At 70.3% G+C, this 23,087-nt stretch carries 22 protein-coding genes; 12 read left to right on the plus strand and 10 right to left on the minus strand.

Annotated features, from left to right (window positions below):
- The first annotated feature begins 5 nt into the window (after positions 1-5).
- The 3 genes from RR3_RS23980 to RR3_RS23990 all read left to right on the plus strand — a co-directional run bounded on the left by RR3_RS23980 (position 6) and on the right by RR3_RS23990 (position 2,971).
- Complete coding sequence (locus tag RR3_RS23980) at positions 6-584, plus strand: isochorismatase family protein (protein ID WP_017681063.1); 579 nt, start codon at positions 6-8, stop codon at positions 582-584.
- A gap of 25 nt (positions 585-609) precedes the next feature.
- On the plus strand, positions 610-2,640 hold the full coding sequence (locus RR3_RS23985) for an ATP-dependent DNA helicase (protein ID WP_040271612.1): 2,031 nt from the start codon (positions 610-612) through the stop codon (positions 2,638-2,640).
- Between the two features lie 127 nt (positions 2,641-2,767).
- Complete coding sequence (locus RR3_RS23990) at positions 2,768-2,971, plus strand: cold-shock protein (protein WP_064066569.1); 204 nt, start codon at positions 2,768-2,770, stop codon at positions 2,969-2,971.
- 29 nt (positions 2,972-3,000) lie between these two features.
- On the opposite strand, the gene RR3_RS23995 is transcribed toward RR3_RS23990, so the two are convergent.
- Positions 3,001-3,702 carry a GAF and ANTAR domain-containing protein gene (locus RR3_RS23995; RefSeq protein WP_064066568.1) on the minus strand — a complete coding sequence of 234 codons (702 nt, stop codon included), beginning with the start codon at positions 3,700-3,702 and terminating at the stop codon, positions 3,001-3,003.
- A gap of 273 nt (positions 3,703-3,975) precedes the next feature.
- On the opposite strand from RR3_RS23995, the gene RR3_RS24000 reads away from it, so the two are divergent.
- Both RR3_RS24000 and RR3_RS24005 read left to right on the plus strand, forming a co-directional pair.
- A complete protein-coding gene (locus tag RR3_RS24000; RefSeq protein WP_225223441.1) occupies positions 3,976-4,170 on the plus strand; it encodes a hypothetical protein in 195 nt (64 codons plus the stop codon).
- 47 nt (positions 4,171-4,217) lie between these two features.
- Positions 4,218-4,400, plus strand: coding sequence for a hypothetical protein (locus tag RR3_RS24005; RefSeq protein ID WP_040271606.1), 183 nt, complete (start codon positions 4,218-4,220; stop codon positions 4,398-4,400).
- A 173-nt stretch (positions 4,401-4,573) separates the two neighbouring features.
- On the opposite strand, the gene RR3_RS24010 is transcribed toward RR3_RS24005, so the two are convergent.
- The 3 genes from RR3_RS24010 to RR3_RS24020 form a co-directional block, all read right to left on the minus strand.
- Complete coding sequence (locus RR3_RS24010) at positions 4,574-5,032, minus strand: ATP-binding protein (protein ID WP_010596748.1); 459 nt, start codon at positions 5,030-5,032, stop codon at positions 4,574-4,576.
- A 115-nt stretch (positions 5,033-5,147) separates the two neighbouring features.
- Entirely contained in the window at positions 5,148-5,654 is a 507-nt protein-coding gene (locus tag RR3_RS24015) for an HPP family protein (RefSeq protein ID WP_017681057.1), read from the minus strand.
- Complete coding sequence (locus RR3_RS24020; RefSeq protein ID WP_040271604.1) at positions 5,635-6,558, minus strand: alpha/beta fold hydrolase; 924 nt, start codon at positions 6,556-6,558, stop codon at positions 5,635-5,637. Before RR3_RS24020 ends, RR3_RS24015 begins: the two co-directional genes overlap by 20 nt.
- A gap of 92 nt (positions 6,559-6,650) precedes the next feature.
- Here RR3_RS24020 and RR3_RS24025 point away from each other — a divergent pair, with 92 nt between their 5' ends.
- Positions 6,651-7,220, plus strand: coding sequence for a TetR/AcrR family transcriptional regulator (locus RR3_RS24025; RefSeq protein WP_010596745.1), 570 nt, complete (start codon positions 6,651-6,653; stop codon positions 7,218-7,220).
- A 7-nt stretch (positions 7,221-7,227) separates the two neighbouring features.
- Here the strand turns inward: RR3_RS24025 and glgP are convergent, their stop codons facing one another.
- Positions 7,228-9,807, minus strand: coding sequence for an alpha-glucan family phosphorylase (gene glgP, locus RR3_RS24030; RefSeq protein WP_026137841.1), 2,580 nt, complete (start codon positions 9,805-9,807; stop codon positions 7,228-7,230).
- A gap of 348 nt (positions 9,808-10,155) precedes the next feature.
- Here glgP and RR3_RS24035 point away from each other — a divergent pair, with 348 nt between their 5' ends.
- From RR3_RS24035 to RR3_RS24045, 3 genes are read left to right on the plus strand one after another with little or no spacing between them, the layout of a single operon-like run.
- Positions 10,156-12,198 carry an alpha-1,4-glucan--maltose-1-phosphate maltosyltransferase gene (locus RR3_RS24035; RefSeq protein WP_010596742.1) on the plus strand — a complete coding sequence of 681 codons (2,043 nt, stop codon included), beginning with the start codon at positions 10,156-10,158 and terminating at the stop codon, positions 12,196-12,198.
- Entirely contained in the window at positions 12,195-14,393 is a 2,199-nt protein-coding gene (gene glgB, locus RR3_RS24040; RefSeq protein ID WP_017681053.1) for a 1,4-alpha-glucan branching protein GlgB, read from the plus strand. The genes RR3_RS24035 and glgB overlap by 4 nt, the downstream gene beginning before the upstream one ends.
- Before the next feature lie 31 nt (positions 14,394-14,424).
- On the plus strand, positions 14,425-15,864 hold the full coding sequence (locus RR3_RS24045) for a neutral zinc metallopeptidase (protein WP_010596740.1): 1,440 nt from the start codon (positions 14,425-14,427) through the stop codon (positions 15,862-15,864).
- A gap of 111 nt (positions 15,865-15,975) precedes the next feature.
- On the opposite strand, the gene RR3_RS24050 is transcribed toward RR3_RS24045, so the two are convergent.
- The 3 genes from RR3_RS24050 to RR3_RS24060 all read right to left on the minus strand — a co-directional run bounded on the left by RR3_RS24050 (position 15,976) and on the right by RR3_RS24060 (position 18,624).
- The gene (locus RR3_RS24050; protein ID WP_010596739.1) at positions 15,976-16,869 is read right to left on the minus strand and encodes a tetratricopeptide repeat protein; all 894 of its coding nucleotides are present in this window, start codon (positions 16,867-16,869) and stop codon (positions 15,976-15,978) included.
- A gap of 96 nt (positions 16,870-16,965) precedes the next feature.
- The gene (locus RR3_RS24055) at positions 16,966-17,337 is read right to left on the minus strand and encodes a DUF3817 domain-containing protein (protein ID WP_017681051.1); all 372 of its coding nucleotides are present in this window, start codon (positions 17,335-17,337) and stop codon (positions 16,966-16,968) included.
- Positions 17,338-17,433: 96 nt separating this feature from the next.
- Entirely contained in the window at positions 17,434-18,624 is a 1,191-nt protein-coding gene (locus tag RR3_RS24060; protein ID WP_061064912.1) for an acetyl-CoA C-acetyltransferase, read from the minus strand.
- Positions 18,625-18,729: 105 nt separating this feature from the next.
- Here RR3_RS24060 and mce point away from each other — a divergent pair, with 105 nt between their 5' ends.
- Together mce and RR3_RS24070 are read left to right on the plus strand one after the other, a co-directional pair.
- Positions 18,730-19,212, plus strand: coding sequence for a methylmalonyl-CoA epimerase (gene mce, locus RR3_RS24065; protein WP_026138156.1), 483 nt, complete (start codon positions 18,730-18,732; stop codon positions 19,210-19,212).
- A 107-nt stretch (positions 19,213-19,319) separates the two neighbouring features.
- Positions 19,320-20,408, plus strand: coding sequence for a coiled-coil domain-containing protein (locus RR3_RS24070; protein ID WP_010596965.1), 1,089 nt, complete (start codon positions 19,320-19,322; stop codon positions 20,406-20,408).
- A gap of 51 nt (positions 20,409-20,459) precedes the next feature.
- On the opposite strand, the gene RR3_RS25255 is transcribed toward RR3_RS24070, so the two are convergent.
- Positions 20,460-20,780, minus strand: a complete 321-nt coding sequence (locus RR3_RS25255) for an Rv1322 family protein (RefSeq protein WP_072786587.1) — start codon at positions 20,778-20,780, stop codon at positions 20,460-20,462.
- Between the two features lies 1 nt (position 20,781).
- Entirely contained in the window at positions 20,782-21,456 is a 675-nt protein-coding gene (gene nucS, locus RR3_RS24080; RefSeq protein ID WP_010596964.1) for an endonuclease NucS, read from the minus strand.
- A gap of 43 nt (positions 21,457-21,499) precedes the next feature.
- Here nucS and RR3_RS24085 point away from each other — a divergent pair, with 43 nt between their 5' ends.
- Positions 21,500-23,044, plus strand: coding sequence for an adenylate/guanylate cyclase domain-containing protein (locus RR3_RS24085; protein ID WP_026138157.1), 1,545 nt, complete (start codon positions 21,500-21,502; stop codon positions 23,042-23,044).
- The last annotated feature ends 43 nt before the right edge of the window (positions 23,045-23,087 follow it).

The raw sequence follows: 23,087 nt of genomic DNA on the forward strand, positions 1-23,087 counted from the left end.
GGACGATGTCGCGGGCGTTGATCGTCGTCGACGTACAGAACGACTTCTGCGAGGGCGGGTCGCTGGCCGTGGCCGGCGGTGCCGCGGTCGCCGCCGATATCAGCCGGTATCTGACGGCGCACGCGCGGGACTACGCGCACGTGGTCGCCACCCGGGATCACCACGTCGATCCGGGTGCGCACTTCTCCGACGAGCCGGACTTCGTCGACTCGTGGCCACCGCACTGCCGCGTGGGAACGCCGGGTGCGGAGTTCCATCCGGCGCTCGACACCGCCCGCGTGGAGGCGGTCTTCTCCAAGGGGAGGTTCGAGGCCGCGTACTCGGGCTTCGAGGGCAGTCACGACACGGGTGAGTCGCTCGACGAGTGGTTGCGCCGGCACGGCGTCACCGAAGTCGACATCGTGGGCATCGCGACCGATCACTGCGTGCGGGCGACCGCGCTCGATGCGGCGGCCGCGGGGTTCGAGACCCGGGTGCTGCTGCCGTACACCGCGGGGGTGAGCGCGACGACCGTCGAGTCGGCCCTCTCGTCGCTCCAGGCGGCGGGTGTGGACCTGGTCGGACAGGTCGGCCCGCGAAGCTGACGGTGGTGCCCAGTACCCTGGCGCGGTGCCCGAACTCCCGAATGTGCCCGACCTGCTGCGCACCGCGGTGCACGCGCTGGGCGGCAAGGAACGGCGCAACCAGCTGACGATGGCGTCGGCCGTGGCGCATTCGCTGGACACCGGTGAGCACCTGGCCGTCCAGGCCGGCACCGGCACCGGTAAGTCGCTGGCCTATCTCGTGCCGGCGGTGCGGTATGCGGTGCAGACGGGCCGGACCGTGGTGGTCTCCACCGCGACGATCGCGCTGCAGCGTCAGCTGGTGGACCGGGACCTGCCGCGATTGGCCGACGCGCTGGCGACGGCGCTGGGTCGGCGTCCCCGGTTCGCGATTCTCAAGGGCCGCGGTAACTACCTGTGCCTGAACAAGATTCACACCGGTCTGGCGGAGGAGCCCCCGGCCGACGACCAGCTGTTCGATGCGTTCGCGCTGTCGCGGATCGGCCGGGAGGTGCGGCGGGTCACGGAGTGGTCGTCGACGACCGACACCGGCGACCGCGACGACCTCGTGCCGGGCGTGTCGGACCAGGCGTGGCGTCAGGTGAGTGTGAGCGCACGCGAGTGCCTGGGCAAGTCGCGGTGCCCGGTCGGTGAGGACTGCTTCGCGGAGATCGCCCGGGCCGAGGCCGGGCAGGTCGACGTGGTCGTCACCAACCACGCCCTGCTGGCGATCGACGCGATCAGCGGGCTGTCGATCCTCCCCGAGCACGACGTGGTGGTGGTCGACGAGGCGCACGAACTCGTGGACCGCGTCACCGGCGTCGCGACGGCCGAATTGTCCGGCGGCACCGTCTCGGCAGCTGCGCGGCGCTGCGTGAAATTGGTCGAGGACGCGGACGTGGACCGTCTCGAGGGGGCCGCGGAGAACTGGGAGGCGCTGCTCGAGGAGCTGCCGCCGGGACGGTGGGACGAGTTGCCCGACGGTGCGGGCGCGGCGCTGGCCGCGATCCGGGACGCGGCGTGGGCCGTGCGCACCGCACTGGGTCCGCCCAAGCCGGGGCTCGACGCCGAGGCCGCCGCCGCCCGCAACCAGGCGCTCGCGGACGTCGACGAGGTGCACGACTGCGCGGTGCGGGTGCTGACCGCCTTCGAGGAGACCGATCCCGCCGCGCGTCGGGACGTCGTCTGGCATGCCGCCGACGAGTTCCGCGGCAACACTCGGCACACGGTGCGGATGGCGCCGCTGTCCGTCGGCGGACTGCTGCGCTCCCGGCTGTTCGCCGAGGCGACGGTCGTGCTGACCTCGGCGACGTTGACGGTCGGCGGTTCGTTCGACGCGCTCGCCGTCAACTGGGGGCTGCCCCCGGAGTCTCCGGCCCGCAGCGACACGGGCGCAGCGTCGGGGACCGAACCGCCGTCCGACGACGGGGACCTGCGGTGGAACTCCCTGGATGTGGGATCACCGTTCGACCACGCCAAGTCCGGCATCCTGTACGTCGCCAGGCACCTGCCGCCGCCGGGCCGCGACGGGCTCTCCCCCGCGTACCTGGACGAGATCGCGGAGCTGGTCGCCGCGGCCGGCGGGCGCACGCTCGGACTCTTCTCGTCGATGCGCGCCGCGAAGGCGGCCGCGGAGGCGATGCGGGAGCGTCTGGACACACCCGTCCTGTGCCAGGGCGAGGACGCAACCGGCGCCTTGGTGGACAAGTTCGCGGCCGACGAACCGACGTCACTGTTCGGGACTCTGTCGCTGTGGCAGGGCGTGGACGTCCCGGGGCCGTCGCTCTCGCTCGTGATCCTGGACCGGATTCCGTTCCCGCGGCCGGACGACCCGCTGCTGGTGGCGCGGCAACGGGCCGTGGAGGCGCGCGGGGGCAACGGCTTCCTGTCGGTGGCGGCCACCCATGCGGCGTTGCTGCTCGCGCAGGGCGTCGGGCGGCTGCTGCGCAGCACGGATGACCGGGGGGTCGTGGCGGTGCTCGATCCCCGCCTGGCGACCGCCCGGTACGGCGGATACCTGCGCGCGTCGCTGCCACCGTTCTGGGAGACCGCGGACCCCGAGGTGGTGCGCAAGGCGCTCACCCGGCTGCGCGGCTGACCGAGCCGCGACGCGTCGGTTCCCGATACGTTCCCGGGATTCCCGGAATTTCCGGCTGTTTCGCGGCAGCATCGAAGCAGGCGCAGCGGCCGGATTCGAAGGCCGCAGGGACAGGGGGCTTTCGGATATGCCACAGGGCATCGTCAAGTGGTTCGACGAGGAGAAGGGGTTCGGGTTCATCGCCCAGGACGGAGGTGGTCCCGACATCTTCGTCCACTACTCGGAGATCGCCGGCACGGGCTTCCGCTCGCTGACGGAGGGCCAGCGCGTGGAGTTCGAGGTCGGGCTGGGCGTGAAGGGACCTCAGGCGGAGAACGTCCGCCCGGTGTGAGAACCGGCGCCGCCGCCGCGGCGCGGCATTCAGACCCGCAGACCTACGTCGACGATGGCCTTGGCGACCGACCGCACGGGCGCCTGATTCCTGCGGGCGTGGCCGCGGATCAGCCGGAACGCCTCGTCCGGGGTGATTTTCCGGGCCTGCGCGATGACGCCCTTCGCCTGTTCGATGACGATGCGCGAATCGAGAGCGGTCTGCAGTTGCGCGTTCAACTGCTCGTGCTGCCGAAGCTTGTTGGCGTTGACGATGTAACCGGTGGCCATGTCGGCACACACCTGCGCCGCCGCGATCTCACGATCCGCCCAGTCGCGTGGTTCGCCCGCGTACATGTCGAGGGCGCCGATCTTCTCGTCCGCGAGCTGCATCGGGATCCCGGCCACCGCCGCGATCCCGTACTCGCGCGCCTTCTCTGCGAACTCCGGCCACAGGTCCTGGCGTTGCCGCACGTCGGCGACCGCGATGGGTTGCCCACGATCGAACGCGTACCGGCACGGTCCCACGCCGGTGTCCTCCTGGCAGCGTTCCATCTTCCCTACCACCTCCGCGGCCGCGGTGACGAACTGCAGCCGGCCCTCGCACTGCAGGCTCACCCCGCAACCGAGGAGGCCCAGAACGCCGGTCACTCCGTCGACGAGTTCGTCGAGCGCTGCCCCGACGTCGTAGGAGGTGGGCAGCCGGCGCGCGAATCGAGACAGTACCGCCATGAATTCGTCCTGGTCGAACACGCTGCGGTCCCTTCATCAGTACCCACAAATAGTGACATACATCACAGTGATCGGCTGGCGCCGTTCGGGTCACATGACATATCCTGATACACAGAGCGTCCGCCCCAGATCCCGGCGACGCTCTAATCGGAGCCGCCCCGACCCCCGGTGCTCCCCCTCTCGCTCTCCACGAATCGTGTGGACAAGTTCTCGGGAGAACACCGCGACACGTCGGCTGCTCGTCGTTCCACGTCGGTGTACCTCCTGGACACGATCCGCGAAGAAGGAACACCCATGGTTCACGTCGCCCCTTCCGCCACCCCCGCCGATGGCTCGCCGCTGCTCTCGGTGCCGGCGATCGTCGCCGGCGCGGGCACCCTCTCGTGCGGGCTCGTCGTCGCAATCAGCCATTCTCTCGCCCTCGGCGCCCTGGCGGCGCTCCTCACGGTCGCGACGGTCGCGGGCGCGGCCCTGATGATCCGCCCCTGACCACCCGATCCGACCGGCTCTGCCGAGCCCACCCGAGCAAGGAACCGATGAACCACCCCGATCACCTCGCCCACCGGAGCACCATCCCGGGTTCGGCGATGAGCACGGCCGAGATCAAGGCTCGTATCGACGCGATGTTCGCGGACGACCACACACGCGTCGACCGCACACCCGCCGCGACCCGGCGGCGCCCGGGATGGGCGTCGAGCCGGCGCGGCCCCAGAAGCTGACCACCGACGTTCTCCCGGCGTCGGTGGTCTCCGACCGGATCGCCGGCTTCCGGACAGCGCCGCAGGGGGGCGCTTCCGGAAGCCGGTGATCCGTCACTGTCGGGTCACGGTGCCGCGCACTGTCGGGTCACGGTGCCGCGCACTCTCGGGTCACGGTGCCGCGCACTCTCGGGTCACGGTGCCGCGACGAGCGCGGGGTGATCCGCCACGTCCCACCTCATCGAGACCGAGGTGCCGTCGGGGACGGAGACGACATCGGTGTGCGACGTCAGAGTCCGGATCAGCGCGAGCCCATGGCCGCGGCAACTGTCGCCGGACGCCGGGGTCCGCCATCGGCCGTGATCGGTGACGACCACCTCGACGGAGTGCTCGTCGGGTCGGTACACGGCCTCCAGGTCGACCGCACCGCGGTGATCTCCGGGTCCGTCGGCGTACGCGTGCTCGACGACGTTGGCCAGCGCTTCGTAGCTGGCGAGCAGCACGTCCTGTCCGAGTTCGGCCTCGAGGTGGAGGCGGTCCAGCCACCGGTCCAGGGCCTGCCGGAGCATCGTCACCTGGCCCGGCTCGGCGCGGACCCCACGGTAGAACATCCCGGTCGATGTGAACGCCTGAGAGGCGTGTCGCGAGTGCATCCTCCTCCTCGAATTTCGATGCGTCCTCGGTCGGACGCATCCGGTGTATACCCACGGCGGCGCGGTCCCATACCTCGAAGCGAGCATGTGCGCACAGCGACGGCGACCGTCCCGGTCAGGCGGCAGGGGCGACCCGCGCCGGATAGACGAATCCGGGCAGTACCCGCCCGGCCACGGTCGCGACGCCGAGGACGACGAGGAGCGCCGGGACCAGCGTGGTTCCCACGTAGCCGATCCCCGGGTCAGTGAGCCCGATCGCGCCGGCACACACGGCGGCGGGCACGTGCGGCGCCCGCAGCAGCGCCATGGCGACGACCGCGAGGCCCGCCGAGACGGCGGCTCCGGCCTGCGACGGACCGGCAACGGCCGCGACGACGAGCGCCGCGGCCGCGGCCGCGGGGTAGGCGCGCACGATCGCTCCGGGCCGGGCGGCCGGGGTGCCGGGTGCGAGAGCGATGAGGGCTGCGGACGCGACGTACGGCAGCCCGAACACCGCCCAGTGTGCGAAATTCTCGAGGGCGGCGAGCGCGCCGGCCGCGCCGAGCGCGACCGCCCCCGGCGCGAGGGCGGCCGCCAGAGCACGGCCGGACCCGTCCGGTGCATCATCGAGCAGCGCGGGCATCCGACCAGGCTCCTTCCGCCTCGGGGGTGCGTCCGGGCAGAGTGCGTCCCAGGAATCCGCGGACGAGGTTCGCGATCTCCGGCCCGTGCGTCTCGAGGGCGAAGTGGCCTGCGTCGAGCAGGTGGATCTCCGCATCGGGGAGGTCGCGGGCGAATGCTTCCGCACCCGCGGGACCGAAGATTTCGTCGCCCCGACCCCACGTCACCAGGGTCGGCGGCCGCCAGGCGCGGAAGTACTCCTGGAACGCCGGGTACGCGTCGAGGTTGAACTGGTAGTCCCAGAACAACTGGAGCTGGATCTCCTTGTTGCCGGGTCGATCGAGGCCCATCTGGTCGAGCAGCCAGGCTTCCGGGGCGACCCGGTCGAGGCGGTCCTCGGGCACGCCGTGGACGTACTGCCACCGGGTCGCCTCCGGCTCGAGGAGGGCACGGACGGCGGGTTCGTGGGCGGTGCGGTCCTGCGCATGGGCGAAGAGGGGCTCCCAGAACGGGGTGAACCCTTCGCGGTAGGCGTTGCCGCTCTGGGTGATCAGCGCGGTGACGCGCTCGGGGTTCCCGGCCGCGATCCGCAGGCCGATCGGGGCGCCGTAGTCGTGGAGGTAGAGGGCGAAGCGGGTCAGCCCGATCCGGTCGAGCAGCGCGGCGGTGACCTGCGCGAGACGGTCGAAGCTGTAGTCGAACTCGTGGACAGGGGGCATCGCCGATCGCCCGAAGCCGATGTGGTCGGGGGCGACGAGGTGATACTCGTCGGCGAGCTCGCCGAGCAGATGCCGGAACATGTGCGAGCTGGACGGGAAGCCGTGCAGCAGAACGAGTGCGGGGGCGCCCGGGTCCCCGGCCTCGCGGTAGGAGACGTCGAGCCCGTCGATGGTTTCGGTGCGGTGACGGACGGCGGAAGCGGACATGAGTCCTCCTCGGATCGGTCGGAGAACGATCGTTCTCCAGTACGGGGTGTAGCGTAGAGAACGATGGTTCTCTACGCAAGAGGAGGGGCTCGATGGACGCGGACACCGCGCAGACCCGGCTGCTCGATGCCGCCGAGGAACTGTTCAACGAGCACGGCATCCAGGCCGTCGGCATGGACACGATCCGGTCCCGCTCCGGGGTGTCGCTCAAGCGGCTCTATCAGCTCTACCCCGCCAAGGACCGGCTCGTGGCGGCCGTACTGACCCGGCGTGATCACACCGTGCTGACGGATCTGCGCCGGTATGTCGACGCCCGCGCCGATCCGCGCGAGCGGGTTCTCGCGGTGTTCGACTTTCTCGAGGAATGGTTCGCCTGCAGCGACTTCCGCGGCTGCACGTTCATCAACACGTTCGGCGAACTCGGCGGCATCTCCGGCGACGTCGCCGAGATCGCCCGCGCGCACAAGGACGCGTTCCGGCGCTACCTGCGCGGACTCGTCGCGGACGCGGGTAGCCCCCCGGCACTGGGCGACCAGCTGGCGATCCTGGCCAACGGGGCCATGGCGACGGCGGCGATCTCCGGTTCCCCCGCCGTCGCCCGGCAGGCCCGCGACGCCGCACGCGTCCTGCTCGACGCGAGCGGCCCCCGAACCCCGAGCTGAGGACCAGCTAGGCGAGCACGACCTTGCCGAGTTCGACGTCCGACGCGAGCAGCTCGTGGTGCGGAAGCACCCGCACCGTGTAGCCGACCGACCCGGCCATCGGCAGCGCGACCTCGACCTCGAAGACCTCGCCCAGCGGATCCGTGCCCGTGTGCCGCATCGGCACCGTCACCACGTCGGACAGGGTGTCGTCGGGTCCGACCCGGCCGACGACCGCCTGCACGACCACGTCGCCGGCACGGAGACCACCGAGGTACACGTGGGCGGTCAGGGCCAGCTTGGACCCGATCTCCGGGATGTCCGGCAGTCCGGCGCTGTCGACCTGGGCCACCCGCACGGCCGGCCATGCGGCCTCGGCGCGGCGCCGGTAGTGGGCGAGCTGCCGCGCCCCGGCGAAGCCGTCGGCGACCGCCTCGCGTGCGGCGGCAGCGGCCGGCGCGTAGTACTGCACGGTGTAGTCCCGGACCATGCGGGAGGCGAGCACCTTCGGACCGAGGTTCTGGAGCGTGTGCCGCACCATTTCGATCCATCGCCTGGGTACACCGCTGCCGTCCCGGTCGTAGAACCGCGGCAGGACCGACCGCTCGAGCAACTCGTACAGGGCGCTGGCCTCGAGATCGTCCCGGCGATGTTCGTCCATCACCCCGTCCGCGGTGGGGATGGCCCAGCCGTTCTCACCGTCGTACATCTCGTCCCACCAGCCGTCGCGGATGGAGAGGTTGAGCCCGCCGTTGAGAGCCGACTTCATCCCGGACGTCCCGCATGCCTCGAGCGGACGCAGCGGATTGTTCAGCCACACGTCGCAGCCCCAGTAGAGATACCGGGCCATGGACATGTCGTAGTCCGGCAGGAAGACGATGCGGTGACGCACGTCGGCCGCATCGGCGAACCGCACCACCTGCTGGATCAGTGCCTTCCCGCCGTCGTCGGCGGGGTGACTCTTGCCGGCGACGACGAGTTGCACGGGACGGTCCTCGTCGAGCAGCAGGGCCCGCAGTCGTTCCGGGTCGCGCAGCATCAGGGTGAGCCGCTTGTAGGTCGGCACCCGGCGCGCGAACCCGACGGTGAGAACGTGCGGGTCGAACACCCCGTCCACCCAGCCGAGTTCGGCCTCGGTGGCGCCGCGCTGGAGCCAGGACCGGCGCAGCCGCCGGCGGATCTCCTCCACCAGTTGCGCACGCAACGTGTTACGGGTGACCCACAGCTCGCGCGGTTCGACCGTCTGCAGCAGTTCCCAGCCCTTGGCTTCCTCCACCCGGTCGGGACCGGCGAGGCGGTTGGCGAACTCGAGCCACTCCCGGGCGGCCCACGTGTGCGCGTGCACGCCGTTGGTCACCGACCCGATCGGGACTTCGCCTGCGTCGAAGCCGGGCCACAGGTCGACGAACATCTCGCGGCTGACCCGGCCGTGCAGCTTCGACACGCCGTTGCAGCGCTGGCCGAGCCGCAGACCGAGATGAGCCATGTTGAACACCCGCGAGTCCGATTCCCGGCCGAGGGCGAGGATGCGGTCCACTCCCAGGCCGGGCAGCAGCGCCGACTCGTTCTCGCCGTTCGGCCCGGAGAAGTAGTGCCGGACGAGTTCCGCCGGGAACCGGTCGATGCCCGCGGGCACCGGGGTGTGGGTGGTGAAGACGGTGCCGGCGCGTACGGCGGCGAGCGCCTCGTCGAAGTCCAGACCGGCGCCCGTGACCAGTTCGCGAATGCGTTCGGCACCCAGGAACCCGGCGTGTCCCTCGTTCATGTGGAACACCTCGGGATCGGGCAGTCCCGCGATGCGGGTGTAGGCCCGGACGGCGCGTACTCCGCCGACCCCGGCCAGGATCTCCTGCTTGATGCGATGGTCCTGGTCGCCGCCGTAGAGACGGTCGGTAACCCCGCGCAGTTCCTCGTCGTTCTCGGCGATGTCCGAGTCGAGCAGCAGCAACGGAACGCGACCGACCTGGGCGATCCACACTCGGGCGGTGAGGGTGCGATGGCCGGGCATCGCGGCCTGGATCAGCGCGGGGGTGCCGTCCGCCTCGGTCAGCAGCCGCAACGGCAGCCCCTGCGGGTCGTAGTTCGGGTAGTGCTCGCTCTGCCATCCGTCGGCGGTCAGGGACTGCCGGAAGTAGCCGGAACGGTAGAGCAGGCCGACACCGATGAGCGGCAGTCCGAGGTCCGAGGCCGCCTTGAGGTGGTCACCGGCCAGGATGCCGAGTCCGCCGGAGTAGTTCGGCAGGACCTCGGAAACACCGAACTCCATGGAGAAGTAGGCGATGCCGGACGGCAGCCGGGTGCCCTCGTTCTGTTCGTGCTGGTACCAGCGCGGTCTCGCGAGATAGTCGTCGAGATCGGCCGACTCGGCGTCGAGCCGTGCGAGGAACTCCTCGTCCGCGGCGAGCGCGTCGAGACGGGCCGGCGGCACTTCGCCGAGCATCCGCACCGGGTCCTGCTCGACGCGACGCCACAGGCCGGGATCGATCGAGGCGAACAGGTCCTGCGTGGGTGTGTGCCACGACCAGCGCAGGTTGACGGCGAGCGGGCCCAGGCCGGCCAGCCGCTGGGGAAGGTGGGCTCGTACGGTGAACCGACGCAAGGCTCTCACCCCGGGAAGACTACCGACAATCCGCCGTCCGCGAAGACCGGCAAATGCGGCAGACGTCCGGGGGCCGGGCCGGGTGGCCGGCGAACAGGCCGGGGACGTTTCCGTGCCGCGCCTCGAAGGGGCGGTTCGTGTCGGCGGCAGGACTCGGACGAGGGCGCCGATGCCCCTCCCGTTTAGTCGCGTCGGCGCCGGGTAACAGCTGTCTGGGAGCTCCGGCGACGTTACGCGTCGCACGAGGGGACGGCGGTGCGCCCCTCCATTACGGTTGGAGACGGGCCGCGTCCGACGGGCTCGTCAGCAGTCCGTGCAAGGGAACGGAGCCAGCGTGACAGACGGAACGGAGCGAGCGTGACAGGTCGAATCGGAGCCAGCGCAACAGGACGGCTCGGCATCGACGATGTCCGTCCCGACATCTCGGGCGGGCGACATCCGGTCAAGGCCGTCGTCGGGGAGGTGCTTCCCGTGTCGGCGGTCGTGTGGCGCGAGGGTCACGACGCCGTCGCCGCCACCCTGGCCGTGCGCGGGCCGGGCTCGGACCCGGAAAGCGAGGGAAAGCTGATCCGGATTCCGATGGTTCCCGGCGAAGCACCCGACACCTTCCACGCCGTATTCACCCCCACCAGTCCGGGACTGTGGACCTACCGCGTCGAGGCCTGGAGCGACCCGGTCACCACGTGGCGGCACGCGGTGGACGCGAAGGTCGCCGCCGGGCAGGGCCCGGAAGACCTGGCGAACGACATCGAGATCGGCGCCCGGCTGTTCGAGAAGGCCGCCAAGACCGCGCCGCGCCCCAACCGGCCGGCCCTGCTCGCCGTCGCCGCGGCGCTGCGTTCGGAGCGGCCGCTGGCCGACCGGATCGCGCCCGCCTTCGCCGCCGACATCACCGAGATCCTGCGGGCCAATCCCCTGCGCGAGCTGGTCACCCGCGGGAAGGCATACACCGCCGTCGTCGACCGGGAACGGGCACTGTTCGGTTCCTGGTACGAATTCTTTCCCCGCTCGACGGGCGGCTGGAACGAGGACGGCACACCCCGGCACGGCACCTTCGCCACCGCCGCGGCGGAGCTGCCGCGGGTCGCCGCGATGGGATTCGACGTGGTGTATCTGCCGCCCATCCATCCCATCGGCAAGATCAACCGGAAGGGACCGAACAACACCCTCACCGCCGGCCCGGACGACGTGGGCTCGCCCTGGGCCATCGGTTCCGACGAGGGCGGCCACGACGCGATCCACCCCCAGCTCGGCACGGAGGACGACTTCCGCGCCTTCGTCGCCCGTGCGCGCGAACTGGATCTCGAGGTCGCTCTCGACCTGGCGTTGCAGTGCGCCCCGGACCACCCGTGGGCGAAGGAGCACCCCGAGTGGTTCACGGTCCTGCCGGACGGCACGATCGCCTATGCGGAGAACCCGCCCAAGAAGTACCAGGACATCTATCCGGTCAACTTCGACAACGATCCGGACGGCATCTACGCCGAGGTACTGCGCGTGGTGCGGCACTGGATCAGCTTCGGCGTCAAGATCTTCCGCGTCGACAACCCGCACACCAAGCCACCGAACTTCTGGGAGTGGCTGATCGCCGAGGTCAAGCGCACCGACCCCGACGTGCTGTTCCTGTCCGAGGCGTTCACCCGGCCCGCCCGCATGTACGGGCTCGCCCGACGCGGGTTCACGCAGTCCTACACGTACTTCACGTGGCGCGTCGCCAAGTGGGAGCTGACCGAGTTCGGCCAGGAGATCGCGGCGAAGGCGGACGAGGCGCGTCCGAACCTGTTCGTCAACACCCCCGACATCCTCCACGAGACCCTGCAGCACGGCGGCCCCGGGATGTTCGCGCTGCGCGCGGCACTGGCCGCCACGCTCGCACCGTCGTGGGGGGTGTACTCCGGTTACGAACTCTACGAGCACATCCCGCTGCGACCGGGCAGCGAGGAGTATCTCGACTCGGAGAAGTACCAGCTACGTCCGCGACGGTTCGACGAGGCCCGCCGTCGCGGTGAATCGCTCGAGCCGTGGATCGCCACGCTCAACCGCATCCGGCGGGCCCACCCGGCTCTGCAGCAGCTGCGCAACATCCACTTCCACCACATCGACAACGACGCCCTGATCGCGTATTCGAAATTCGATCCCCGGACCGGGGATTCGGTCCTCGCCGTGATCAACCTCAATCCCTTCGGGGCCGAGCAGGGCACCATCTGGCTGGACATGCCGGCGCTCGGTCACGAATGGCACGACCAGCTCACGGTGTTCGACGAGGTGTCCGGCGCGCAGTACTCGTGGGGTCAGGCCAACTTCGTCCGGCTCGAACCCTGGCGCGCCGTCGCGCACATTCTGGCGTTGCCGCCGATCGGGGTGCCGACGCGAACCACCCTCGCCTACAGGAGGAACTCGTGACCGTGCCCCCGATTCGTCGCCACTCCCCCACCCCGCACGACCTGGCCCGGCTGACGGCCGGCGAGCACCACGATCCGCACTCGGTGCTCGGCGCCCATCCACACCCCGAAGGCACGATCATCCGGGCTCTGCGCCCGCAGGCGGAGAAGGTGGCGGTGCGCATCGGCGGCATCGATCATCCCCTCGAGCCCCTCGGTCACGATGTCTTCAGCGCGCTCGTCCCGGTGCACGACCTGTCGGACTACCGCCTCGTGGTGACCTACCCGTTCGAGCACACCGTCGTCGTCGCGGACCCGTACCGCTTCCTGCCCACGCTCGGGGAGTTGGACCTGCACCTGTTCGCCGAGGGCCGGCACGAGCGGCTGTGGGAGATCCTCGGGGCGCATCAGCGTTCGTACGAGACCCCCGACGGCCCGGTCCGGGGCACGTCGTTCGCGGTGTGGGCGCCCGGCGCGCGGGGCGTCACGGTCGTCGGCGACTTCGACGGCTGGGGCGGCCGGCTCGCGCCGATGCGGGTCCTCGGTTCCAGCGGCGTGTGGGAACTGTTCCTGCCCGACGTGGAGCCGGGTGCGCTGTACAAGTTCCGGATCCACGGCCGCGACGGCTCGGTCCAGGACAAGGCCGACCCGATGGCGTTCGCCACCGAGGTACCCCCGGCGACGGCCTCGGTGGTGCACCGGAGCAGCTACGAGTGGGGCGACGACGCCTGGCTCGCCGCCCGGGCCGAATCCCGCCCGTGGCAGGAGCCGATGAGCGTCTACGAGGTGCACCTCGGCTCGTGGCGGCCCGGTCTCGGGTACCGCGAGCTGGCCGACCAGCTCGCCGAGTACGTCGCGGCGGCCGGTTTCACCCATGTCGAGCTGCTGCCGGTCGCCGAGCACCCCTTCGGCGGCTCGTGGGGCTACCAGGTCACGTCGTACTACGCACCCACTGCGCGATTCGGCACGCCCGACGAGTTCCGTGCGTTCGTCGACCGGCTGCACGCCGCCGGCATCGGCGTGATCGTGGACTGGGTGCCCGCCCACTTCCCGAAGGACGAGTGGGCGCTGGCCCGGTTCGACGGCAGCGCCCTCTACGAACATCCGGATCCGCACCGCGGCGAACAGCTGGACTGGGGCACGTACGTGTTCGACTTCGGTCGCCGGGAGGTGCGCAACTTCCTCGTCGCCAACGCGCTGTACTGGATCGACGAGTTCCACATCGACGGCCTGCGCGTCGACGCGGTCGCCTCGATGCTCTACCTCGACTACTCGCGGCCCGAGGGCGGCTGGACCCCCAACGTGTACGGCGGCCGGGAGAATCTCGAAGCGGTGGCCTTCCTGCAGGAGATGAACGCGACCGTGCACAAGCTCCACCCCGGCGTCGTCACGGTCGCCGAGGAGTCCACGGCCTGGCCCGGCGTCACCCGGCCGACCCATGCGGGCGGTCTCGGGTTCTCCATGAAATGGAACATGGGCTGGATGCACGACACTCTCGGATACATCGGCCGGGACCCGGTGCATCGCACGTACCACCACCACGAGATCACCTTCTCCCTGGTGTACGCCTGGAGTGAGAACTTCGTCCTGCCCATCAGCCACGACGAGGTCGTGCACGGCAAGGGCACGCTCTGGACCCGGATGCCGGGCGGCGACCGGGAACAGGCCGCCGGCCTGCGCGGACTGCTCGCATACATGTGGGCGCACCCCGGCAAGCAACTGCTGTTCATGGGACAGGAGTTCGGCCAGACCGCGGAGTGGTCCGAGGAACGGGGCCTGGACTGGTGGCAGCTCGACGATCCGCACAACGGGCCGCTGCACCAGGGCGTCCACCAGCTCGTCACCGACCTCAACCGGATCTACCGGGAACACCCCGCCCTCTGGACGCTGGACACCTCACCGAGCGGGTACTCGTGGATCGACGCCAACGACTCGGCGAACAACGTGCTGAGTTTCCTCCGGCACGGGAGCGACGGTTCGGTCGTGGCGTGCTTGTTCAACTTCTCCGGATCGACCCATTCGGACTATCGTGTCGGACTACCCGAAACAGGACAGTGGTCGGAGATCCTCAACACGGATTCGACGGCTTACCAGGGCAACGGCATCGGCAACCTCGGTGCCGTGACGGCCACGGCACGCTCCTGGCACGGGCGCCCGGCGTCGGCGGAGGTGACGCTGCCTGCTTACGGTGCGATCTGGCTGACGCTGCAGCGGTGACCGCCGTCCTCGGACGACAGGAGAAGACCAGGTGACTCGGACGCGGCTGCCGTTCCGCCTCGCGGTACCGGCGCTGGCCGTGATGGTGCTCGCCGGATGTGCCGCTCGTATCGAGGGCACCGCCGTCTCCATCTACGACAACCCGTTCTCCGTGGCCGGTCTGCCGGTCTCCTCGGGCCCCAGTGGTCCGCGGCCCGGCGCCACGGATGCGCCGGTGACGATCGAGAACTCGGACGGCGGGGACGTCGACGTGCTCGCCGGCAACGCCGTCGCCGACATCGAGGCCTACTGGACCGAGGAGTTCCCCCGCATCGCGCGAGGAGCGTTCGAGCCCGTCGGCACGATCGTCTCGTGGGATCCCGACGAGCGCGGCCCGAGATTCTGCGGGGAATCCACGTTCGAATTCGTCAACGCCGCATACTGCAACCGCGACGACGTCATCGGCTGGGACCGCACCTACCTGATGCCGCAGCTCATCGAGACGTTCGGTCCCATGGCGGCCGTGACGGTGCTCGCCCACGAGTACGGTCACGCCGTGCAGTTCAAGGCCGGAACGGTTGCCGAGGACGATCCGGGCATCGTGTTCGAACAGCAGGCGGACTGCTTCGCGGGCGCCTTCATGCGGCACGTCGCCGCCGGCAACTCGGAGCACTTCCGGCTCAACACCTCGGACGGGCTGAACTCGGTGCTGGCGTCGATGGTGTCCTTCCGCGACAGCGATCCCAACGACCCGGGTGCGATCCACGGGTCGGCATTCGAACGTGTCACCGCGTTCCAGATCGGCTTCACCGACGGTGCGGGATCGTGCACCCGCATCGACGCCGCCGAGATCGAGTCCCGGCGCGCCGATCTACCGCAGTTCTTCGACAGCTCCGACGACGGCGAACTCCCCGTGACCGAGGAGTCGGTGGAGGCGCTGATGGCGTCGTTCCGCCGGGTGTTCGATCTGCCGCGGCAACCGGAACTGGACCTGACCGGGGCCGACCTCGGCTGCCCGGATGCGAAGCCCACGTCCCCGGTGTCGTACTGTCCCGCCACCAACACCATCGGCGTCGACGTCGAGGAACTTGCGGACCGCGGCACTCCGCTGCAGACCGGCGCCGGGGGCATCACGACCGACGTGCGAGGCGACTACGCCGCGTACGTCCTGCTCGCATCGCGCTATGCGCTGGCCGTGCAGAACGCCGCCGGTCAGGCGCTCGTCGAGCCTCGGACGGCGCTGCAGGCGGCCTGTCTCGCCGGTGTGATCAGCGCCGAACTGAGCCCCGACAGCACCGGCTCGCAACCGGCCGAGGACATGGTGTGGCTGTCACCGGGGGACCTGGACGAGGCCGTCTCCGGTCTGCTGGCCGACGGTCTCGCCGCCAGCGATGTCAACGGCAACACCGTGCCGAGCGGGTTCTCCCGGGTCGACGCGTTCCGGACGGGGGTTCTCGGCGGGGAGGCCGCCTGTTCCGGGCGCTACCACTGAGCCGCCACCGCCGAGCCGCCACCGCCGAGCCGCCGCCACCGAGCCGCCGCCACCGAACAGTGTGCGGTGGGCGATCCGGAAAGCCGGAGCGCCCACCGCACGGGGGAGAATTCAGTACAGCGCCGACGCCAGCTTGCGCCGCGCCGCGACAACGAACGGCTCTGCCGGGTCGAACAGCTCGAACAATTCGAGCAGCCGCGCACGGGCCGCGTTCCTCTCGTCACCCGCGCTGCGGGCCACGAACCCGATCAGCCGCGCGAACGCAGCCTCGGGCTGCTGCGCGAACAGTTCCGCGTCGGCCGCAGCGAGCTGTGCATCGAGATCGGCCGGGGCGGCATCCGCCCGGGCGATCGCGTCGGCCGGCACAGTCTGCGCCCGGGCGAGGAACCGGACCTGCCGCAACGCGGCCAGAGCGTCGGCATTGGCGGGCTCGGAATTGAGGATCAGCTCGTACGCCGCTTCGGCACCCGCCAGGTCCCCCGCATCGAGGGCCTGCTCGGCCGCGACGAATCGCGGGTCCTCCGCCGGTTCCTCCGCGACCTCCCCTCCGGGCGGGCCGGACAGCTTGCCGGCGACCGCGTCCTGGATGGCGGCAAGCCATTGCCGGAGCTGCGGTTCGGGCTGGACGCCCTGGAAGTCGGCGAGGGGTTGTCCCGCGGCGATGGCGACGACGGTCGGCACGGACTGCACGCCGAACGCCTGAGCGATCCGCGGGTTGGCGTCCACGTCGACCTTCGCGAGAACCCAGTTGCCGCCGCCCTCGTGCGCCAGCTTCTCGAGAACCGGTGAGAGCTGCTTGCACGGGCCACACCAGGTGGCCCACAGGTCCACGATGACCGGGACCTGCATCGAGCGCTGCAGCACCTCGGCCTCGAACGTGGCCTCGGTGACGTCGACGACGGGCGCGAGGCCGGTCGCGACGGCGGCGCCGGAGTCGGACTGCGGCGGAGGTGGGGGGGCGGCGGCCCGCTCCTTGAGGGGCGCGAGATCCACCGCGCCGGACATTGCCGCGGCGGTCGCGGCGGAACGTGCTGACGGACGGGAACCTGGTCGAGTCACGGTGTCCAGTCTGTCACGTTCCGCGCGACAGGTGACAGCAGGTCAGGCGAGTGCGGGCGCGTCGGCCGGACGCGCCTGCGTGGACAACTCCGCGAGACGGCCGGTGCGCGCAGCCCACCACTCGAAGACGATCGTGCCGAACGGCGGGATGGAGGAGATCAGGGCCAGGCCGGTGGTGACCAGGTTCCACTTCAGCGCCCGTGCGGTGAGGAGAGCGACGAGGACGAAGGCGACGAACACGCCGCCGTGCAGCGGCCCGAAGATTTTCACGCCGATCTCGTTGCCGTTCTCCGGCAGGTACTTGAACGCCATACCGACGAGCAGGCCGGCCCAGGTGAAGGCCTCGAGGATTGCGACGAAGCGGAACCGCTTGGCCGGGGTGCTGAGATCGAAGAAGTTCGCCATGCACACCATTGTGCCGATCGCCTACGACGACCCGTCGTTGCTGTGAGAGACGTCACGGCCCCGACGCACTGCGTCGAGGCCGTGACAGGAGTAAGGAGCGGCGGGTTACGCCTTGGGGACGCGGACGATGAGGGCGTCGCCCTGGCCGCCGCCGCCGCACAGGGCCGCGGCCCCGACCCCGCCGCCGCGGCGGGCCAGCTCGAGGGCCAGGTGCAGCACGATCCGGGCCCCGGACATCCCCAGCGGGTGCCCCAGCGCGATCGCCCCGCCGTTGACGTTGACCCGCTCCGGGTCCAGGCCCAGCTCGCGGGTCGAGGCGATCCCCACCGCGGCGAACGCCTCGTTGATCTCCACCAGGTCCAGATCCTTCGGGTCGATGCCCTCCCGCTCACAGGCACGCGCGATCGCCCGCGCCGGCTGGGACTGCAGCGTCGAGTCCGGACCGGCGACCACCCCGTGCCGGCCGATCTCGGCGAGCCAGGACAGGCCGAGCTGCTCGGCCTTGGCCTTGGACATCACCACCACCGCGGCCGCGCCGTCGGAGATCTGCGAGGCCGAGCCGGCGGTGACGGTGCCGTCGGGGGCGAACGCCGGCCGCAGCTTCGCCAGGGACTCGGCGGTGGTGTCCGGGCGGATGCCCTCGTCGGCGGTGACCACGACCGGGTCGCCCTTGCGCTGCGGGATCGACACCGGCACGATCTCGTCGTCGAACAGCCCGTCCTTCTGCGCGCGGGCCGCCCGCTGGTGGCTGGCGGCGGCGAACGCGTCCTGCTCGGCGCGGGAGACGGCCGCCGCGCCGGTGTTGGCGGCCTCGGTGAGGGCACCCATGGCCTGGTCGGTGAAGATGTCGTGCAGCCCGTCGAAGGCCAGGTGGTCGCGCAGGGTCACATCGCCGTACTTGAACCCGGCGCGGGACTTCTCGAGCAGGTGCGGGGCCCGGCTCATCGACTCCTGGCCGCCGGCGACGACGACGTCGAACTCGCCGGCGCGGATGAGCTGGTCGGCCAGCGCGATGGCGTCGATGCCGGACAGGCACACCTTGTTCACGGTCAGGGCGGGCACATCCATCGGGATGCCGGCGGCGACGGCGGCCTGGCGGGCCGGGATCTGCCCGGCCCCGGCGGTGAGCACCTGCCCCATGATCACGTACTCGACCTGCTCGGGGGCGACCCCGGCCTTGGCCAGGGCCCCGGCGATGGCGACCCCGCCGAGGTCCGAGCCGGAGAAGTCCTTCAGGGCGCCCTGCAGACGCCCCATCGGGGTCCGGGCTCCGGCAACGATGACAGAACTGGTCACGAGGGTTCCTCCGGTGGTGGGGTCACGGCTCCTGCGCGGGGCTGCGGGCGGACGAGCCCCATCCCGGCGCATACTGATCTAACGTTAGCGCTAACGTCTTTATTCATGACTGAGACCTCCCCCACTTCGACTCCGCTCGCGGCTCTGAGCTCCGGGCTCGTGACTGCCATCGACCACGTCGGTATCGCCGTTCCCGACCTCGACGCCGCCCTCACCTGGTACGCCGAGAACCTCGGACTCGTCTCGACCCACGAGGAGGTCAACGAGGAGCAGGGCGTGCGCGAGGCGATGCTGTCGGTTCCCGGCTCGCCCGAGGGCGCGACCGCGATCCAGCTGCTCGCCCCGCTGAACGAGAACTCGACGATCGCGAAATTCATCGACCGCAGCGGCCCGGGCCTGCAGCAGCTCGCCTACCGCGTCAGCGACATCGATGCCGTGTCCACCGAGCTCCGTGCCCGGGGCGTGCGCCTGCTGTACGACGCCCCGCGACGTGGCACCGCCGATTCGCGCATCAACTTCCTCCACCCCAAGGACGCCGGCGGCGTGCTCGTCGAACTCGTCGAACCCGCCGCACACGGATCGCACTGACAACCCGCGTCCCGCCCGGTCGACCCGCCCGGTGTGCGCTGCCGCAGCATTAGCACAGGGAGGCGGCACGCGCAGCTCCGGCTGCCGCGAGCAGGTAGATTGGCGCCATGGTCTTCGATCGCGATCGCACCCCCAGCCACCTGCCCTTCTCGATCGTGCGCAAGGGATTCGACCGCGACGAGGTGACCAACTACTTCGCCAGATTCGAAGCCGAGCTGCGCGTGACCGCGACGGACCGGGATGCGGCCGCCGCCCAGGCGCGCGACCTGGCGAGACAGTTGGAGAACGCTCGCAACGAGATCGACGAGTTGCGCAAGGATGTCGATCGTCTCTCGGTGCCGCCCACCACGGCCGAGGGTATGAGCGACCGAATCTCCCGCATGCTGCGCCTCGCCTCCGACGAGGCGTCCGAGCTGCGGGCCCGGGCCGAGGCCGATGCCGCCGAGATGATCTCCCTGGCCGAACAGGAAGGCATCCGGCTGCGCGGCGACTACGAGGCGATGATCGCCGAACTCGCCGAGCGGCGTAAGGCGTTCGAAGCCGAGCACGCCCGGACGATGTCCGAGGCACGTGCCCAGGCCGCCCGGATCGTCGCCGCCGCCGAAGCCGAGCGCGATCGTCTCGCGGCGGAGGCGGAGGCCAAGCGGGACCAGGTTCAGCAGGATTTCGAGATCGCCATGAGCGAGCGCCGCAGCAAGGTCCTCGGCGCTCTCGACGAACTCGAACGATCCAGCAAGGCCGAGGCCGAACAGCGTCTCGAGATCGCATCACGCGAGGCGGCACGCCGGCTCGAGATCGCCACCGAACAGTCCGAACGGAAGATCGCCAACGCCCGCGATCTGACCGAGGAACTGCGGGTGCTGCGTGGCCGCATCCTCAGCCAGCTGGACGGTGTGCGCGGTCAGCTCGAGGCGGTGCCCTCGATGCTGGCTGCCGTGACGCGCGAAGGTGAGCTGCTCGACCGCGACCGGGACGCGTCCACCACCGACGGCGACACCGATGCGACCACGGAGATCGCCACCGAAGAATCCGAGAAGGAACCGGCCACCAAGGAACTGCCGGCGACGGCCGGCACGTCCGAGGACAGCGACCGGAAGAGCGGGCCGGGCGAACAGGGGAAGCGGTCCGGCAACGAAGCACCTGCGACCGACCGGCTCGGCCGGTCACCCGCGGTGGCCAGCAAGGTCCGCAACTGAGCCGACGTCAGGACCGCGACGGCGAGCCGTCAGGACCACGACGGCGAGCCGTCAGGACCACCGTCGGGTCGGTCCGCGGGTGCCGCGGCCGGACCAGCAGCCGTTGTGCCAGTGCCGGCGTTCGTCTGCTCCCCCTATGTCGTCGGCGGGCCAGGCAACCACGTGCGGCGTTCCCGGCGCGATCTCGTGATCGCATCCGGGGCACCGGTACGCCTTCGTTGCTCGCGAGCCGGGGACGGTGCGCACGGTGTAACGCTCGGATTCCGCACCCCACGGGCCCGATTCGGTGCGGGACGTCGCCCCGGAGAACGCCGACGCGCCGGTCTCGGGCCGGCGCCTGCGCTGTGATCGGGGGGTATTGCGGCGCGGCATCTCAGAACAGCCGGAACTCGTTGCTCTCGGTGCCGCGCAGCGCCTCGTAGTCGAGCACGAGGCAGCGGATACCGCGGTCGGTGGCCAGGGTCTTGGCCTGCGGCTTGATCTGTTGTGCCGCGAAGACACCGCTGACCGGCGCGAGCAGCGGGTCCCGGTTGAGCAGCTCGAGATACCGCGTGAGCTGTTCGACGCCGTCGATCTCGCCTCGCCTCTTGATCTCGACGGCCACCGTGCCGCCGTCCGCGTCCCGGCACAGCAGGTCCACCGGACCGATGGCCGTCGGGTACTCACGCCGGACGAGGGTGTAGCCGCGCCCGAGGGTTTCGACGTGCTCGGCGAGCAGTTCCTGCAAGTGCGCCTCCACACCGTCCTTGATCAGGCCGGGATCCACGCCCAGCTCGTGGCTGGAATCGTGCTCGATCTCCTCGATGGTGATGCGCAGCTGCTCACCCGCCTTGTTGGTCACCACCCACAGAGCGTTCGCATCTTCCGCGGACTCCTCGACCAGCCAACACGGCGGACTCATCCAGTTCAGGGGCTTGTAGGCGCGGTCGTCGGCGTGCACACTGACCGATCCGTCGGCTTTGACCAGGAGCAGCCGACGCGCCATCGGCAGGTGTGCCGTCAGACGTCCGATGTAGTCGACTCGACAGCGGGCAATCACAAGGCGCACGTTGCCACCCTAGAGGATCGCCCCGGACTACTCTCGAACGACCATGCCTCGCACTCGTCGCATCTCGCCACTCGGCTCACCGCTGCTCGGCGCACCCGCGGAATCCGTCCAGCGCCAACGTGTTCGCGTGCAGACGTTGCTCACCCTGCTGTTGCTGGGCACGAACATCGCGGGTGCTGCGATCACGGCGGTACTGATCAATGTCGTCATCCCGGGTCCCTCGGTGCTGCGCCCGGAGTTCGTCGTCGTCACCGGTGTCGTCGCGCCGGTGTACGTCGTGGGGGCGATCGTCCTTGGAACGATCGTCGGGACGCGACGCGGGCTCGCACAACTGCGCTGGATCCTCGAGGACCGGGATCCCTCGCCGGAGGAACGTCGCGCCACGATGCGGTTACCGATGCGGCTCACCGCCCAGCAGGGCGCGTTCTGGGCCCTGGGACTGGTGCTGTTCGCGACCGCCTTCGGGGTGCTCGATCCGCGCACCATCCCGAAGGTCGCGTTCACCATTGCTCTCGCGGGACTGACGGTCTGTGGCTTCGTCTTCCTCTTCAGCGAGTTCGCACTGCGACCGATCGCCGCCCGGGCCCTCGAGGCCGGCGCGACCCCGCGGCGCCGTCTCACCGGCACCAGCGGACGCATCATGGTGGCGTGGGTGCTGGGCAGCGCCGTTCCCGTCATCGGGTTGATGCTCGTCGCGGTCTTCAGCTTCGTCCGTCCCGTGTCGCCCGTCCGCTTCGCGGTGACGATCCTGACGATCGGCGGACTGGCGTTGGTGTTGGGATCGCTGCTGATGTTCCTCACCGCCCGGCGAAGCATCGCGCCGATCGAGTCCGTGCGGGCGGGCATGGCCCGCATCGAGGGGGGCGACCTCGATGCGGAGGTCGTCGTCTACGACGGGACGGAACTGGGCGAATTGCAGGCCGGATTCAATCGCATGGCCGACGGCCTGCGTGAGCGCGAACGGATCCGCGACGTCTTCGGCCGGCACGTCGGGCAGGACGTCGCCCGGGCGGCGCTGGCCTCGTCACCGCGGCTCGGCGGCGAAGAACGTGATGTCGCGGTGCTGTTCATCGACATCATCGGTTCGACGGCAATGGCTGCAGATCGTCCGCCGACCGAGGTCGTACAGTTGCTCAACCGCTTCTTCGAAGTCGTGGTCGAGGAGGTCCACCGCGTCGGCGGTTTCGTCAACAAGTTCGAGGGCGACGCGGCACTGGCCATTTTCGGCGCCCCGGTGGCAATGGACGATCCGCCGGGCAACGCCCTGGTGGCCGCCCGGACGATGGCACATCGACTGCGCACCGACGTCCCCGAGTGCGAGGCGGGGATCGGGGTCGCAGCCGGACTCGCAGTGGCCGGAAACGTAGGGGCTCACGAGAGGTTCGAGTACACGGTCATCGGCGATCCGGTGAACGAAGCTGCGCGACTCTCGGATCTGGCCAAGACGATCCCCGGCCACGTCGTCGCCTCGTCCCGGGCAGTAGAGGCGGCCGCCGATCACGAGCGCACGAGATGGGCGCCGAAAGGTGAAGTGACCCTGCGCGGGCGGTCGGAAGTGACCCGACTGGCGGTGCCGTCGGCGGACTGACCCCGCCGGCATTTCCAGGGCTTTCGGTGGTCCCGGCGGACCC

This window comes from Rhodococcus ruber NBRC 15591 (assembly GCF_001894945.1).
Taxonomy (GTDB): domain Bacteria; phylum Actinomycetota; class Actinomycetes; order Mycobacteriales; family Mycobacteriaceae; genus Rhodococcus; species Rhodococcus ruber.